The sequence below is a fragment of the Roseateles sp. GW821-FHT09G09 genome, assembly GCF_059415965.1.
Window position 1 is genome coordinate 516,905 of the sequence record NZ_JBWKOG010000001.1, and the last position, 12,793, is coordinate 529,697.

Annotated in this window: 13 protein-coding genes; 6 read left to right on the top strand and 7 right to left on the bottom strand. The window is 68.3% G+C overall.

Features of this window, described 5'->3' with window-relative positions:
- Positions 1-83: 83 nt before the first annotated feature.
- Positions 84-1,031: a CysB family HTH-type transcriptional regulator gene (locus AC07O8_RS02290; protein ID WP_088408061.1), complete on the bottom strand. Its 948-nt coding sequence runs from the start codon at positions 1,029-1,031 to the stop codon at positions 84-86.
- A gap of 260 nt (positions 1,032-1,291) precedes the next feature.
- Here AC07O8_RS02290 and AC07O8_RS02295 point away from each other — a divergent pair, with 260 nt between their 5' ends.
- Positions 1,292-2,239 (top strand): hypothetical protein, encoded by a 948-nt coding sequence (locus AC07O8_RS02295; RefSeq protein ID WP_495046497.1) that lies wholly within the window; start codon positions 1,292-1,294, stop codon positions 2,237-2,239.
- A gap of 10 nt (positions 2,240-2,249) precedes the next feature.
- Here AC07O8_RS02295 and AC07O8_RS02300 read toward each other — a convergent pair whose 3' ends face one another.
- Genes AC07O8_RS02300 through AC07O8_RS02320 form a run of 5 tightly spaced genes read right to left on the bottom strand, consistent with a single transcriptional unit; the run spans position 2,250 to position 7,098 of the window.
- Positions 2,250-3,173 (bottom strand): CysB family HTH-type transcriptional regulator, encoded by a 924-nt coding sequence (locus AC07O8_RS02300; RefSeq protein WP_067280254.1) that lies wholly within the window; start codon positions 3,171-3,173, stop codon positions 2,250-2,252.
- 42 nt (positions 3,174-3,215) lie between these two features.
- The gene (locus tag AC07O8_RS02305; protein ID WP_495046498.1) at positions 3,216-4,289 is read right to left on the bottom strand and encodes a sulfate/molybdate ABC transporter ATP-binding protein; all 1,074 of its coding nucleotides are present in this window, start codon (positions 4,287-4,289) and stop codon (positions 3,216-3,218) included.
- Positions 4,286-5,176: a sulfate ABC transporter permease subunit CysW gene (gene cysW, locus AC07O8_RS02310; protein WP_495046499.1), complete on the bottom strand. Its 891-nt coding sequence runs from the start codon at positions 5,174-5,176 to the stop codon at positions 4,286-4,288. Before cysW ends, AC07O8_RS02305 begins: the two co-directional genes overlap by 4 nt.
- Position 5,177: 1 nt before the next feature.
- Positions 5,178-6,059 carry a sulfate ABC transporter permease subunit CysT gene (gene cysT, locus AC07O8_RS02315; protein WP_495046500.1) on the bottom strand — a complete coding sequence of 294 codons (882 nt, stop codon included), beginning with the start codon at positions 6,057-6,059 and terminating at the stop codon, positions 5,178-5,180.
- Between the two features lie 46 nt (positions 6,060-6,105).
- The gene (locus AC07O8_RS02320) at positions 6,106-7,098 is read right to left on the bottom strand and encodes a sulfate ABC transporter substrate-binding protein (protein ID WP_495046964.1); all 993 of its coding nucleotides are present in this window, start codon (positions 7,096-7,098) and stop codon (positions 6,106-6,108) included.
- 621 nt (positions 7,099-7,719) lie between these two features.
- Between AC07O8_RS02320 and AC07O8_RS02325 the strand changes: the two genes are divergently transcribed.
- Both AC07O8_RS02325 and AC07O8_RS02330 read left to right on the top strand, forming a co-directional pair.
- Complete coding sequence (locus tag AC07O8_RS02325; RefSeq protein ID WP_495046501.1) at positions 7,720-8,223, top strand: GAF domain-containing protein; 504 nt, start codon at positions 7,720-7,722, stop codon at positions 8,221-8,223.
- Positions 8,223-8,630: a response regulator gene (locus AC07O8_RS02330; protein WP_495046502.1), complete on the top strand. Its 408-nt coding sequence runs from the start codon at positions 8,223-8,225 to the stop codon at positions 8,628-8,630. Before AC07O8_RS02325 ends, AC07O8_RS02330 begins: the two co-directional genes overlap by 1 nt.
- Before the next feature lie 137 nt (positions 8,631-8,767).
- On the opposite strand, the gene AC07O8_RS02335 is transcribed toward AC07O8_RS02330, so the two are convergent.
- Complete coding sequence (locus AC07O8_RS02335) at positions 8,768-9,580, bottom strand: glycosyl transferase (RefSeq protein WP_495046503.1); 813 nt, start codon at positions 9,578-9,580, stop codon at positions 8,768-8,770.
- A gap of 255 nt (positions 9,581-9,835) precedes the next feature.
- On the opposite strand from AC07O8_RS02335, the gene AC07O8_RS02340 reads away from it, so the two are divergent.
- The 3 genes from AC07O8_RS02340 to AC07O8_RS02350 are packed head-to-tail and all read left to right on the top strand — an operon-like array spanning position 9,836 to position 12,782.
- Positions 9,836-10,783, top strand: coding sequence for a TauD/TfdA dioxygenase family protein (locus AC07O8_RS02340; RefSeq protein WP_495046504.1), 948 nt, complete (start codon positions 9,836-9,838; stop codon positions 10,781-10,783).
- On the top strand, positions 10,780-11,802 hold the full coding sequence (locus AC07O8_RS02345; protein WP_495046505.1) for an ABC transporter substrate-binding protein: 1,023 nt from the start codon (positions 10,780-10,782) through the stop codon (positions 11,800-11,802). Before AC07O8_RS02340 ends, AC07O8_RS02345 begins: the two co-directional genes overlap by 4 nt.
- A 2-nt stretch (positions 11,803-11,804) precedes the next feature.
- Positions 11,805-12,782 carry an ABC transporter ATP-binding protein gene (locus tag AC07O8_RS02350; RefSeq protein ID WP_495046506.1) on the top strand — a complete coding sequence of 326 codons (978 nt, stop codon included), beginning with the start codon at positions 11,805-11,807 and terminating at the stop codon, positions 12,780-12,782.
- The last annotated feature ends 11 nt before the right edge of the window (positions 12,783-12,793 follow it).

The window sequence follows — 12,793 nt, forward strand, 5'->3', positions numbered from 1 at the left end:
CCTTCAGCGCGATGAACCAATGCTTTCTGCGTTGCTTAGCTGTGCACCGTGCCTATGCACATGCGAAATTTCTTTTGGCACGGTCAATCCGAGCCGTTCGGCGCGACGCGCGCCTGCTCCACCAGCTCGCGCGACAGCGGCGGCGCGAAGGTCTCGATGAAGGCGTAGACGTAGTCGCGCAGGTAGGCGTCACGGCGCACCGCGAGCCGCGTCAGGTTGTCCGCGAACAGGTGGCGCGCGTCGATCGAGCGCAGATGGCGGTCGCGTTCCTCGTCGTAGGCGATCGCGGCCACGATGCCGACGCCCAGTCCCAGCTCCACGTAGGTCTTGATCACGTCCGCGTCCATCGCGACCAGCACGACGTTGAGGTCCAGCCCCGCCGCCGCGAAGGCGTCGTCGATGTGCGAGCGGCCGGTGTAGCCGGTCTCGTAGGTGATGACCGGGAACTCGGCCAGGCGCTCCAGCGTCAGCGGCGTGCCGGCATTGGCCTCGGCCTCCAGCGGATGGCCGGGCGGCACCAGCACCGTGTGGGTCCAGCGGTAGCAGGGCAGCGTCAGCAGCTGCGGATGCAGCGCGAGCGCCTCGGTGGCGATGCCGATGTCCGCCTCGCCGTCGATCAGCAGCCGTGCGACCTGTTGCGGCGAGCCCTGCGTGAATTGCAGGCTGACCTCGGGATGCGATTCGCGGAAATCGCGCACCGCCGGCGGCAGCGCGTAACGCGCCTGGCTGTGCGTCGCCGCGATGCGCAGGTGGCCGCTGTCGGCGCGGGCGAAGTCTTCGCCGGCGCGGCGCAGGTTCTCGGCTTCGCGCAGCAGCCGCTCGACGATGGGCATCACGTTGCGGCCCGGCTCGGTGAGCCCGGTGAGCCGTTTGCCGGCGCGGATGAAGATGTCGATGCCGAGCTCGTCCTCGAGCTCGCGGATCTGCCGGCTCACGCCGGGCTGCGAGGTGTGCAGCGCCTGCGCGACCTCGGTCAGGTTGAAGTTGCGGCGCTGGGCCTCGCGGACGGATCGGAGTTGTTGGAAGTTCATCGTCGGCCACACATCGGGGGAACGTCAGCCGATGCGAAGCGACATCGGAAAGCGTCGGGGGAGGATCGAACGACGTCCGCGGACGTCGGGGGAAGTTCCGGAAAGCTCGGAGAAGCTCGGAAAAGATCGGGAAAGCGGATTGCTTATGCGGATTGATTATTCGAATCCGCGCGGCCCGTGTCCTCCAACAAAAATCGATAAGCATTCCCGCGCCGGATGCATGTGCATAGAAGGCCTATGCTGCGAACCTTGCCGTGCTTATGAATCGCCGTTCCCCGCTCTCATCGTCGACGGTCGCGCTGTCGATCGCGATCGCCCTCGGCGCGCCCGCCACGGGTCGGGCCGTCGACAAGATCGTGTGGCTCATGCCCGAACTCGACACCGTGGCACCGCCTTCGCCCGGCGCGGCGTCGGTGCCCGTGCGCCGCGGGCTGGCCCAGCCGCTGTCGGACTATCTGGCCGCCCACTGGGGAACGCCCGCGAAGCACGAGGTGCTGATCGCCAACGTCAAGCGCAGCTGGCGGATGATCGAGGACGGCGAGCCCGCCTGCCACCTCGGCGTGCTGCGGACGCCGGAGCGCGAGGCCGTCGCCTACTTCTTCGATACGCACCTGATTCCGCCGCATCAGCTGATGGTGCGGCGCAGCGCGTTGCCCAAGGTGCCGCGTTTCACGGATGGCGACGCGGACCTCGAAAGGATCTGGGCCGAGAAGCAGCTGCGGGGCGCGATCGTCGCCGGACGCAGCTATGGACGCGCGCTCGACGCGCTGCTGGCCAGGCGACCGCCGGGCGTGATCGATGAATACACGACCTCGGACTTCGGCGGGAACATGCTGTCGATGATCGCCATCGGGCGCGCCGACTACACGATCGAATACGACTTCGTCCTCGCCAACCAACAGGAGCTGCGCGCGGCCGGCGGTCCGGGCAGCGCCAGCGGCAAAGGCAGGGTGTCCACCGCCGATCTCGTCAGCGTGCCGATCGAAGGTTCCGGCAGTCCCGTGATCTCCGGCATCGCCTGTCCCCGCAACGCATGGGGCAGACGCATCATCGACCAGGTGGAGCGCGTGCTCTCCACGCCGCAGGCGCGGCAGTTCATGCGGGACGAGTTCATCGCCCACCTCAGCCCCGAGGCCCAGGCGCGCTACGGACCGCGGATCGACGCGTTCTACTTCTACGCGAAGCCGGCCGCCAGCGCGCCGAAATGAGACGGCACGCTCACGCGTCGGGATCCATCGCCTCGCGCACCGCTTCCTCGGTCAGCTCGGCCACGCATTCCTGCAGGAAGCGGTAGGCGAAGCCGCGCAGGTAGTGGCCGCGCTTGAGCGCGATGCGCGTCGTGTTTGGCGGGAACAGGTGCGTCGCGTCGATCAGCTGCAGGCCCGCATCCCGCGCGGGCTCGAAGGCCATCGCCGCGATGACGCCGACCCCCAGCCCGATCTGCACGTAGGTCTTGATGACGTCCGCGTCCAGCGCCGACATCACCAGGTCCGGCGCCAGGCCGGCCGCGGCGAAGCTCGCATCGATGCGCGCGCGGCCGGTGTAGCCCTCGTGGTACGTGATCAGCGGCTGCTCGGCCAGCGCCTCCAGCGTCAGCGGCTGGCGCGTCAGCGCGTGTCCTTCGGGCACGACGACCGCGTGGCGCCACTCGTAGAACGGGAAGGTGACGAAGGCGTCGTCCTTGCCGAGCGCCTCGGTGGCGATGCCGATGTCGGCCTCGCCGGACTGCAGCAGCGAGACGATCTCCGACGGGCTGCCCTGGTGCAGCACCAGGTGCACGCGCGGATAGGCGGCCTTGAAGCGCGCCACCACCTGCGGCAGCGCGTATCGCGCCTGCGTGTGCGTCGTCGCGATCGTCAGCTGGCCCTGGTCGGCGCTGCTGAACTGCTGCGCCAGGCGCTTGATGTTGCGCACGTCCTGCAGCATGCGGTCGACGACGACCGCCAGCTCTTTCCCGGGTTCGGTCAGCCCGAGCAGGCGCTTGCCGCGGCGCTGGAAGAGCTCGACGCCGAGCTCGTCCTCCAGGTCCTTGATGTGCTTGCTCACCCCCGACTGCGAGGTGAACAGCGCGGCCGCCACCTCGGTCAGGTTGAAGTTCTGCTGCACCGCCTCGCGGACGATGCGCAACTGTTGAAGGTTCATGGTGCGGGACCGCTCGCTCTTCGGCTCGTCGATCGATGGCGATCAGGCGGCCTGGTCGATGCCGAACAGGCTCAGGCGGGAGGCTTGCAGACGCACGTGCTGGCCGGCGGACAGCTGCAGCGCTTCGGCCTGCTCGCGGCTGAGCTCGGCTTCCAGATGCTCGCCCTGCGCGCCGCGCAGCTCGACACGCGCGGCGGCACCGAAGGCCAGCACGCGTTCGACCGTCGCCGGCAGACCCGGCGCGTCCTGCGACGGGATGATCACCAGTTCGTGCGGACGCGCATACGCCTGCACGAGACCGTGCTGGGCGCCTTCGATCGAAGCGGCAGCGCCCTGCGCGAGCGTCTGATCCCCGACGCGCACGATGCCGCTGTCCACGCGGCCTTCGAAGCGGTTGACCGCGCCGAGGAAACCGTAGACGAAGGGCGTCGCCGGACGCTGGTAGACCTCGACCGGCGAGCCGACCTGCTCGACCCGGCCGTGATCCATCAGCACGACGCGGTCGGCGACTTCCAGCGCCTCTTCCTGGTCGTGCGTGACGAAGATGCTGGTGATGTGGAGCTCGTCGTGCAGGCGGCGCAGCCAGCGGCGCAGCTCCTTGCGGACCTTCGCGTCCAGCGCGCCGAAGGGCTCGTCGAGCAACAGCACGCGCGGCTCGACGGCCAGCGCGCGGGCCAGCGCGATGCGCTGGCGCTGACCGCCGGACAGCTGCGGCGGATAACGGTCGGCCAGCCAGTCCAGTTGCACCAGCTGCAGCAGCTCATGCACCTTGCGCTTGATCTCCGCTTCCGGCGGACGCTGCTTGCGCGGCTTCACGCGCAGGCCAAAGGCGACGTTGTCGAAGACCGTCATGTGGCGGAACAGCGCGTAATGCTGGAACACGAAGCCGACTTCGCGCTCGCGCACATGCGTGTCCGACGCGTCGGCGCCGTCCAGCAGCACCTGGCCGCGATCAGCCGTCTCCAGCCCCGCGATGATGCGCAGCAGCGTGGTCTTGCCGCAGCCCGAGGGGCCCAGCAGCGCGGTCAGCTCGCCGGTGGGGAAGTCCAGGCTGACGTCGCCCAGCGCGGTGAAGCTGCCGAAGGACTTGTGGATGTTGCGGACCTGGATGCTCATGCTTCTTCCTTCACGACGCTGCGCGTCGCCTGCCATTCCACGAGCTGCTTGAGCCCGAGGGTGACCAGCGCCAGCAGGGCCAGCAGCGATGCGACCGCGAATGCCGCGGCGAACTGATATTCGTTGTAGAGGATCTCGACCTGCAGCGGCAGCGTGTTGGTCTGGCCGCGGATGTGGCCCGACACCACCGACACCGCGCCGAATTCGCCGAAGGCGCGCGCATTGCACAGGATCACGCCGTAGAGCAGGCCCCACTTGATGTTGGGCAGCGTCACATGCCAGAAGGTGCGGAAACCGCTGGCGCCGAGCACCGTGGCCGCTTCCTCCTCGTCACGCCCCTGTGCCTGCATCAGCGGGATCAGCTCCCGCGCGACAAAGGGGAAGGTCACGAACACGGTGGCCAGCACGATGCCGGGCACGGCGAAGATGATCTTGACGTCATGCTCCTGCAGCCACGGCCCGAACCAGCCCTGCGCGCCGAAGATCAGCACGTATATCAGGCCCGCGACCACCGGCGACACCGAGAACGGCAGGTCGATCAGCGTGATCAGCAGCTGCTTGCCGCGGAAGTCGTGCTTGGTGATGGCCCAGGCGGCGCAGACGCCGAAGATGATGTTCAGCGGCACCGAGATCACCGCCGCCAGCAGCGTGAGCTTGATCGCGGAGACGGCGTCCGGCTCGATCAGCGAGGCGAGGTAGGTGTCCCAGCCCTTGCGCAGCGCCTCGGTGAAGACGGCGGCCAGCGGCAGCAGCAGGAACAGCGCGAAGAAGGCCAGGCCCAGCGTCAGCAGCGTGTAGCGCACCCAGCGCTTCTCTGCCGTGGCGGGGTTGCCCTGGTAGTGGCCGGCGGCGCGACCGCGGCCGAGTGATGCGGCGGATCCGGCCATGTCAGCGCTTCCCGTCCAGACCGTTGCGACGCAGGCTCCAGGCCTGCAGTCCGTTGATGCCCAGCAGCAGCAGGAACGAGAACACCAGCATCACGACCGCGATCGCGGTGGCGCCGACGTAGTCGTACTGCTCGAGCTTGGTGATGATCATCAGCGGCGTGATCTCGCTGACCATCGGCATGTTGCCGGCGATGAAGATCACCGAGCCGTATTCGCCGACGGCGCGCGCGAAGGCCAGCGCGAAGCCGGTCAGCAGCGCCGGCGTCAGCATCGGCAGCACCACCAGGCGGAAGGCCTGCCAGCGATGCGCGCCCAGCGAGGCGGCGGCTTCCTCGAGCTCCGTGTCCAGGTCTTCGAGCACCGGCTGCACCGTCCGCACGACGAAGGGCAGGCCGATGAAGATCAGCGCGATCAGCACGCCCAGCGGCGTGAAGGCGACCTTGATGCCCAGCGGTTCCAGCCACTTGCCCATCCAGCCGTTGGGCGCGTAGAGCGCCGTCAGCGCGATGCCGGCGACCGCGGTGGGCAGCGCGAAGGGCAGGTCGATCAGCGCGTCCACCAGCTTCTTGCCCCAGAAGTCGTAGCGCACCAGCGACCAGGCGAGGATGAAGCCGAAGATCACGTTGATGAACGCGCCCAGCAGCGCCGCGCCGAAGCTCAGGCGGTACGAGGCCAGCACCCGAGGCGACGTGGCCGCGGCCCAGAAGGCTTCGACGCCGTGGCCCGCGGACTTCAGGAAGACCGCGCACAGCGGGATCAGCACCAGCAGCGAGAGATAGAAGAGGGTGAAGCCCAGCGTCGGCGCGAAGCCGGGCAGCACGCGGCGTCGCTTGCGGGCAGGCGCGGGGGCGGCCTGCGTCGCGGGGAGCACGGCGGTGTTCATCGTCGGGTCGTGATCGGGTCGGGAGATCGGGATCGGGCGCAGACGGTCAGCGGCGCGCGGCCATGATCTCGTCGTAGGTGCCGCCGTCGGCGAAGTGGGTCTTGCCGACCTTGGCCCAGCCGCCCAGCGTCTGGTCGACGGTGAACAGCTTGATCGCGGCGTAGCGGTGCGCGTGCTTCTTGAAGATCGCCGCGTCGCGCGGACGGAAGTTGTTCTGGGCGATGATTTCCTGCCCCTCGGGCGTCCACAGGAAGTCCAGGTAGGCCTTGGCGAGCGCGGCGGTACCGCGCTTGGCGGCGACCTTGTCGACCACCGCGACCGGCGCGTCGGCTTCGATCGAGATGCTGGGCGCGACCACCTCGAAGTTGCCCTTGCCGAATTCGTTCTCGATGAGTTCGGCTTCCGATTCGAAGGTCAGCAGCACGTCGCCGATGCCGCGTTGCGTGAACGTGGTCGTCGCGCCGCGACCGCCGCCGTCCAGCACCGGCACGTTGGCCAGCACCTTGGAGACGAAGTCCCTGGCCTGCGCGTCCGTGCCGCCCTTGGCGATCACGCTGCCCCACGCGGCCAGGTAGCCGTAGCGGCCGTTGCCGGTGACCTTGGGGTTGGGGATGATCACCGACACGCCGGGACGCGCCAGGTCGGCCCAGTCCTTGATGCCCTTGGGGTTGCCCTTGCGGACCAGGAACAGCATCGTCGAGCTGTAGGGCGCGGCGGCGTTCGGGAACTTGCTGCGCCAGTCGGCGCCGGTCAGGCCCTTCTCGGCCAGCGTGTCGACGTCGGTGGCCTGGTTCATCGTCACCACGTCGGCCTCCAGGCCGCCGATCACCGAACCGATCTGCTTGGACGAGCCGCCGTGCGACTGGTTCACCGTGATCGTCTGACCGGTCTTGGCCTTGTACGACGCGACGAACGCCGGATTGATCTGCTTGTAGAGCTCGCGCGCCACGTCGTAGGAGACGTTCAGCAGCGTCGTCGGCTGGTCGGCTGCGGCCGCGACCATCGACGTGCCCAGCAACGGCACCGCCGCGGCCAGCATCAACGCCTGGCGGCGCGAGGCGGAGAACAAGGAGCGGGTGTTCTGGTGGGCGTTGTTCTGGGTCATGGCGGACGGGGCAAGCAGGCGGAAGCCGGCGACGTTGAGGGTCGGGCTGCGAAGCTTGCCAAACAGTCCTTATTCCAGGAACGATTGTTTGGGCATTTGCTTATCTCGCATAACGCATATGCGAAGAATGCAGAAGGCCGGGTGGAAGAAAAGCGCCAGGACCGCGATCGGACACCGCCGGAAGCGCCTCCCCCAAGACCCCGAGGGCGGCCCCCGGTCGCGACCTGGGCTCTCACCATGCCTTCCCGGCGGCCATACTGCCGCCGCCGGCGGGGGCGACATGGGCGCGCCCCGTGGAACGGAGTCTGGGCCGCGATGCGCCGCATCGCCAATGCGCAATGGGCGCAAGCTGCTGCGGGGCCGTCATATGCCCGGCCAGGCAAGGGCTGTCGCCCTGGCGGCGAGGTCTTCCCCCGTCATCCCCAGTCGGTCCCTCTCAAGGGCGACCCGGGTGGCGCCCGGTGGATGGCTCGGATAGTCTGGCGTTTCGAAGGCGTGGCGGGAGACCGTCCGCGCAGGGAGAGCACAACAACGGAAGAGCGAGGAACCGCGTCCATGATGAATGCCCCGATTCCTGACAACGAAGTCGACCGGCTCCAGGCGTTGCGCGATCTGCTGATCCTGGACACCCCGCCCGAGGAGCGCTTCGATCGCATCGTCGCGTTCGCCGCCGAGGAGTTCGGCGTGCCGATCTCGCTGATCAGCCTGATCGACGACGACCGCCAGTGGTTCAAGGCCCGCTTCGGCCTGGCGGTCTGCGAGACCGACCGCAAGAGCAGTTTCTGCGGCCACGCGATCCATGTGTCCGAGGTGATGGTGGTGGAGGACGCGACGCAGGATCCGCGCTTCGCGGACAACCCGATGGTGCTGGGCCCGCCGAACATCCGCTTCTATGCGGGCGCGCCGCTGGAGATCCGCCCCGGGGTGCGCGTCGGGACGCTGTGCCTGATCGACCGGCGCCGACGGACGCTGGACGAGACCGACTTGGCCATCCTCATGAGCCTGCGCGATCTGGCGGTGTCGGAGTTGCTGGGCCAGGCGGTCGAGGAGGGGCGTTGATGCCGGGTTCTCAGCCTCAGCTCCTGCTGGTCGATCCCCACTCGCTGTTCCGCCGTACGGTCGCCATGGTGGCGCGGCAGCTGCAGATCGCGGAGGTCCACGAATCGAGCAGCATCGAGGCGGCCCAGCGACTGCTGGAAAGCCAGCCGATGGACGGCCTGCTGCTGGACATCGGCGGGGGGCTGGACGCGCTGGCGCTGCTGCAGAGCGTGCGGGCCGGGGCGTTGCGCTGCCCGGCGGACACACCGGTCGCGCTGACGGCAGAGGCCTGCGACCTGTCGACGGCGCAGCTCTACAAGGAACTCAAGGTGCGGCGGATCATGCTCAAGCCGTTCAAGGTGAAGACGGCGCTGGAGGTGATCCAGGATCTCGCGAGGCGGGGGGTGCCAGCTGGCACTTTGGAGTAGGGCAGATCTCTTTCGTACTGCCACCGCCGCTGGCCCTCACCCCTACCCTCTCCCGCAAGCGGGAGAGGGAGTTCGACCGGCTCGACTCAAGGAGCTGGCTCCTCTTGCCCCCTCTCTTGCTTGCGGGAGAGGGAGAGTTACTCGACCCAGTGTTGCGCCACCCACGGGGGCGGCAGCACGAAGCTGCGCAGGTGGCGCCAGCGGTGCTTCACGCCGCCCGAAAAGGCCGCGCGGAAGTGATCCCACGGCTTCTCATGCGGCGGATCCTGCGTGTTCCAGCGACCGAGCAGCACGTCGGCCGGATTCGGGCCGCCGGGGAAGGTCACGATGCGGGCGCCCGAAGGCAGGCGCGCCGGCTTGAAGTAGCGCAGCGGGAACGGCGGCAGGCAGTGCAGGCGGAAATGCCGCGTCCACAGGTGCGGCCAGAACTTGATGCCGCCCGGGACCGAGGCGGTGACCCAGTGCTGCTCGAAGCCGTGCTTGTCCGCGACACCCTGCGGGTTGGCGCGGAAGTTCTCGATGATGTGCGGGTACTTGCCCACCGGGAAGCGGAACACCGAGGTCTGGCCCAGGCGTTGCATCGGCTTGGCCCAGTTGCGGGCCAGGATCACGTCGTCCGGATGGCCGTGCGAGAAATAGCCGTCGATGTTGTCGACGACCACCGAGTCCAGGTCCACGAACAGCACCGGACCCGACAGGCCGGTCTTCTCGCCCATGTCGGCGCTCCACATCACGAGCTTGCGCCACTTGCCCATCGACTTCTTCGGCCATTCGCAGCCGAGCTCGGGCAGGTCGTAGGCGTCGACCTCGGGACGCAGGCCCTCGGCGTTGTCGGTGAGGCAGACCAGGCGGAACTCGCCGGTGATGTGCCGCCGCAGCATGCCGTACAAGCGGTTGACGTACTCAGGACCGTACGCGGTTCCCCATTTGACGCAGATGACTTGTTTCACGGGGCTCGTGCTCCTCTGGTTGTTATCCCTACTGGCTTCGGGGAAGTTCATCACTATACGCATGCAGATGTAAACCAATTGCAAACGGGGCATTCCGCGCGATGGCGTGTGGCCTCCAGGGAATGCGCCGCCTTCGCTCACCCGGGCGATCCTTGGAGCCGATGGGGTTGAACGGGCTCGTTATTCGGTTTCCGCGCTAGGACATGCCGTCAGCTTCGTTCCGGCGAGGCAGGCCGATGCCTAGAGTCGGCGACCATGACAGCCCTCGCCCCGCCCCTTGCCACCGCGGTTCCGGCCCAGGCCGCCACACCGACGACGTCGACGGCAGCCTTCGCCGACGCGCCCTCGCAGCGCTTCGAGATCCACGCCTTCGACGAGCCGCTCGGCGCCGAAGTCGTGGGGCTGGACCTGACGCAGCCGCTGAACGACGCCGACTTCGCCCGGCTGCACTGCGCGCACCTGGATCACCACGTGCTGGTGTTCCGCGATCAGCGCATCACGCCGGCGCAGCACATCGCGTTCAGCCGCCGCTGGGGACCGCTGCAGATCCACGTGCTGCGCAACTTCCAGCTGGCCGGCCACCCGGAGATCCTGCAGGTGTCCAACGTGCGCGATTCGCAGGGCCAGCCGGTCGGACTGGGCGATGCCGGGCAGTACTGGCACTCGGACCTGTCGTACAAGGAGCGGCCCAGCCTGGGCTCGCTGCTGCACGCGCAGGAGCTGCCCGAGGAAGGCGGCGACACGCTGTTCGCCAACCAGCATCACGCCTACGACGGGCTGCCGCTGGCGTTGAAGACGGCGATCGCCGGCAAGCGCGCCGAGCACAGCTACCTCGCGAAGTATGAGGAGCTGCGCGCGCGCAACCCGTGGCGGCCGAAACTGACGCCCGAGCAGATCGCCGAAGTGAAGCCGGCGTCCCAGCCGATCGTGCGCACGCATCCGGAGACGGGTCGTCGCGCGCTCTTCGTCAGCGAGCACTTCACGACACGCATCCTCGACGTGCCCGAGGACGAGAGCCGCGACCTGCTCGCCCAGCTCTTCGAGCACAGCAGCCGCAAGAGCATCGTCTATCGCCACCGGTGGCTGCCGCACGACCTGGTGTTCTGGGACAACCGCTCGCTGCTGCACCTGGCCACCGGCTGCCCGGACCACCTGCGCCGACACCTCTACCGCACCACCATCGAAGGCGACATCCCCGCATGAAACCCCACCGCCCCGCTCTCCTGAAATCCCTGCTCACGGGCGCGCTGGCGGCCGGGCTGTCGCTGTCGGCCCTCTCCGCGCACGCGGAAGGCAAGATCCGCATCGCCGAGCAGTTCGGCATCGTCTACCTGCTGCTCAACGTCGCGCAGGACCAGCAGCTGATCGAGAAACACGGCAAGGCCGCGGGCGTCGACATCCAGGTCGAGCGCGTGCAGCTCTCCGGCGGCCCGGCGATCAACGAGGCGCTGCTGTCGGGCAGCATCGACATCGCCGGCGCGGGCGTCGGTCCGCTGCTGACGCTGTGGGACAAGACGCAGGGCAAGCAGAACGTGCGCGGCATCGCCTCGCTGGGCAACTTCCCGTACTACCTGACCAGCAGCAACCCGGCCGTCAAGACGATCGACGACTTCGGCGACAAGGACCGCATCGCGCTGCCGGCGGTGGGCGTATCGGTGCAGTCGCGCATCCTGCAGCTGGCCTCGGCCAAGCGCTGGGGCGATGCGCAGTTCAACAAGCTGGACCGGCTGCAGGTCGCGTTGCCGCATCCGGAAGCGACAGCGGCGCTGATCAAGGGCGGCACCGAGATCAACGCGCACTTCGGCAATCCGCCGTTCCAGGAGCAGGGCCTGGCGGGCAACGCGAACGTGCACATCGTGCTGAACAGCTACGAGGTGCTGGGAGGACCGGCATCGGCGACGGTGCTGTACACGACGGAGAAGTTCCGGCGCGACAACCCGAAGACCTACCAGGCCTTCATCGGCGCGCTGGCCGAGGCGGCGGACTTCATCTCGAAGAACCCGGAACGCTCGGCCGACATCTACATCAGGAACGAGAACTCCAAGGTGCCCAAGGAGCTGCTGCTGAAGGTGATCAAGAACCCGGAAGTGCAGTTCAAGATCACGCCGCAGAACACCTTCGCGCTGGCGGCCTTCATGCATCGCATCGGCGCGATCAAGAACAAGCCGGCGTCGGCGAAGGACTACTTCTTCGACGACCCGCACAACGCGGCCGGCAGCTGAGCATGAGCGCGGTGCTGGAGCAGCTCGACGCGGCGCCCGACCATGAGGCTCGCGAGGCCCGCGAGGCCCGCGAGGCATGCGAGGCGTGCGACGGCTTCGCGGGCGCGCATCCGCACGAGCGGCAGGCGCGTTTGCGAGTCGATGGCGTCAGCCTCGACTACCGGAGCGATCGGGGCGTGGTGCGCGCGACGCACCGCGTCGGCTTCGACGTGCTGCCGTCCGAGCGCTTCGTGCTGCTCGGCGCGTCGGGCTGCGGGAAGTCCTCGCTGCTGAAGGCGGTCGGCGGCTTCGTCACGCCGGCGGAAGGGCGCATCCTCGTCGACGGCAAGCCGGTGAACGGCCCGGGGCCGGACCGCATCGCCGTGTTCCAGGAATTCGACCAGTTGCCGCCGTGGAAGACGGTGCTGGAGAACGTCGCGTTCCCGCTGATCGCATCGGGCACGGCCTCGCGCAAGCAGGCGCTGGAGCGGGCGCGGGACTGGCTGTCCCGCGTGGGGCTGAGCGACTTCGCGTCGGCCTATCCGCACCAGCTGTCGGGCGGGATGAAGCAGCGCGTCGCGATCGCGCGCGCGTTGGCGATGAAGCCGCGCGTGCTGCTGATGGACGAGCCGTTCGCGGCGCTCGATGCGCTGACGCGCCGGCGGATGCAGGACGAATTGCTCGCGCTGTGGGAGCAGGAGCGCTTCACGCTGCTCTTCGTGACGCATTCGATCGAGGAAGCCCTGATCGTGGGGCATCGCGTGCTGGTGCTGTCGCCGCATCCGGGACGGGTGCGGGCGGAGCTGAATGCGCAAGGTCTGACGCCGGCGCAGCGCGCCGCGCAGGCGCAGCGCATTGAGCACCTGCTCTTCGGCGATGAGCCGATTGCGGAATCGGCGGCTTCAGCGGCTTCTTCGGCTTCTGCCGCCAACACCGCTGCTGCCACTGCTTCCGCTGCAGCGATCGGTCCCGCCGCCTCTGCCACGGTGGCCTTGAGCTGAGGGAGTCACCG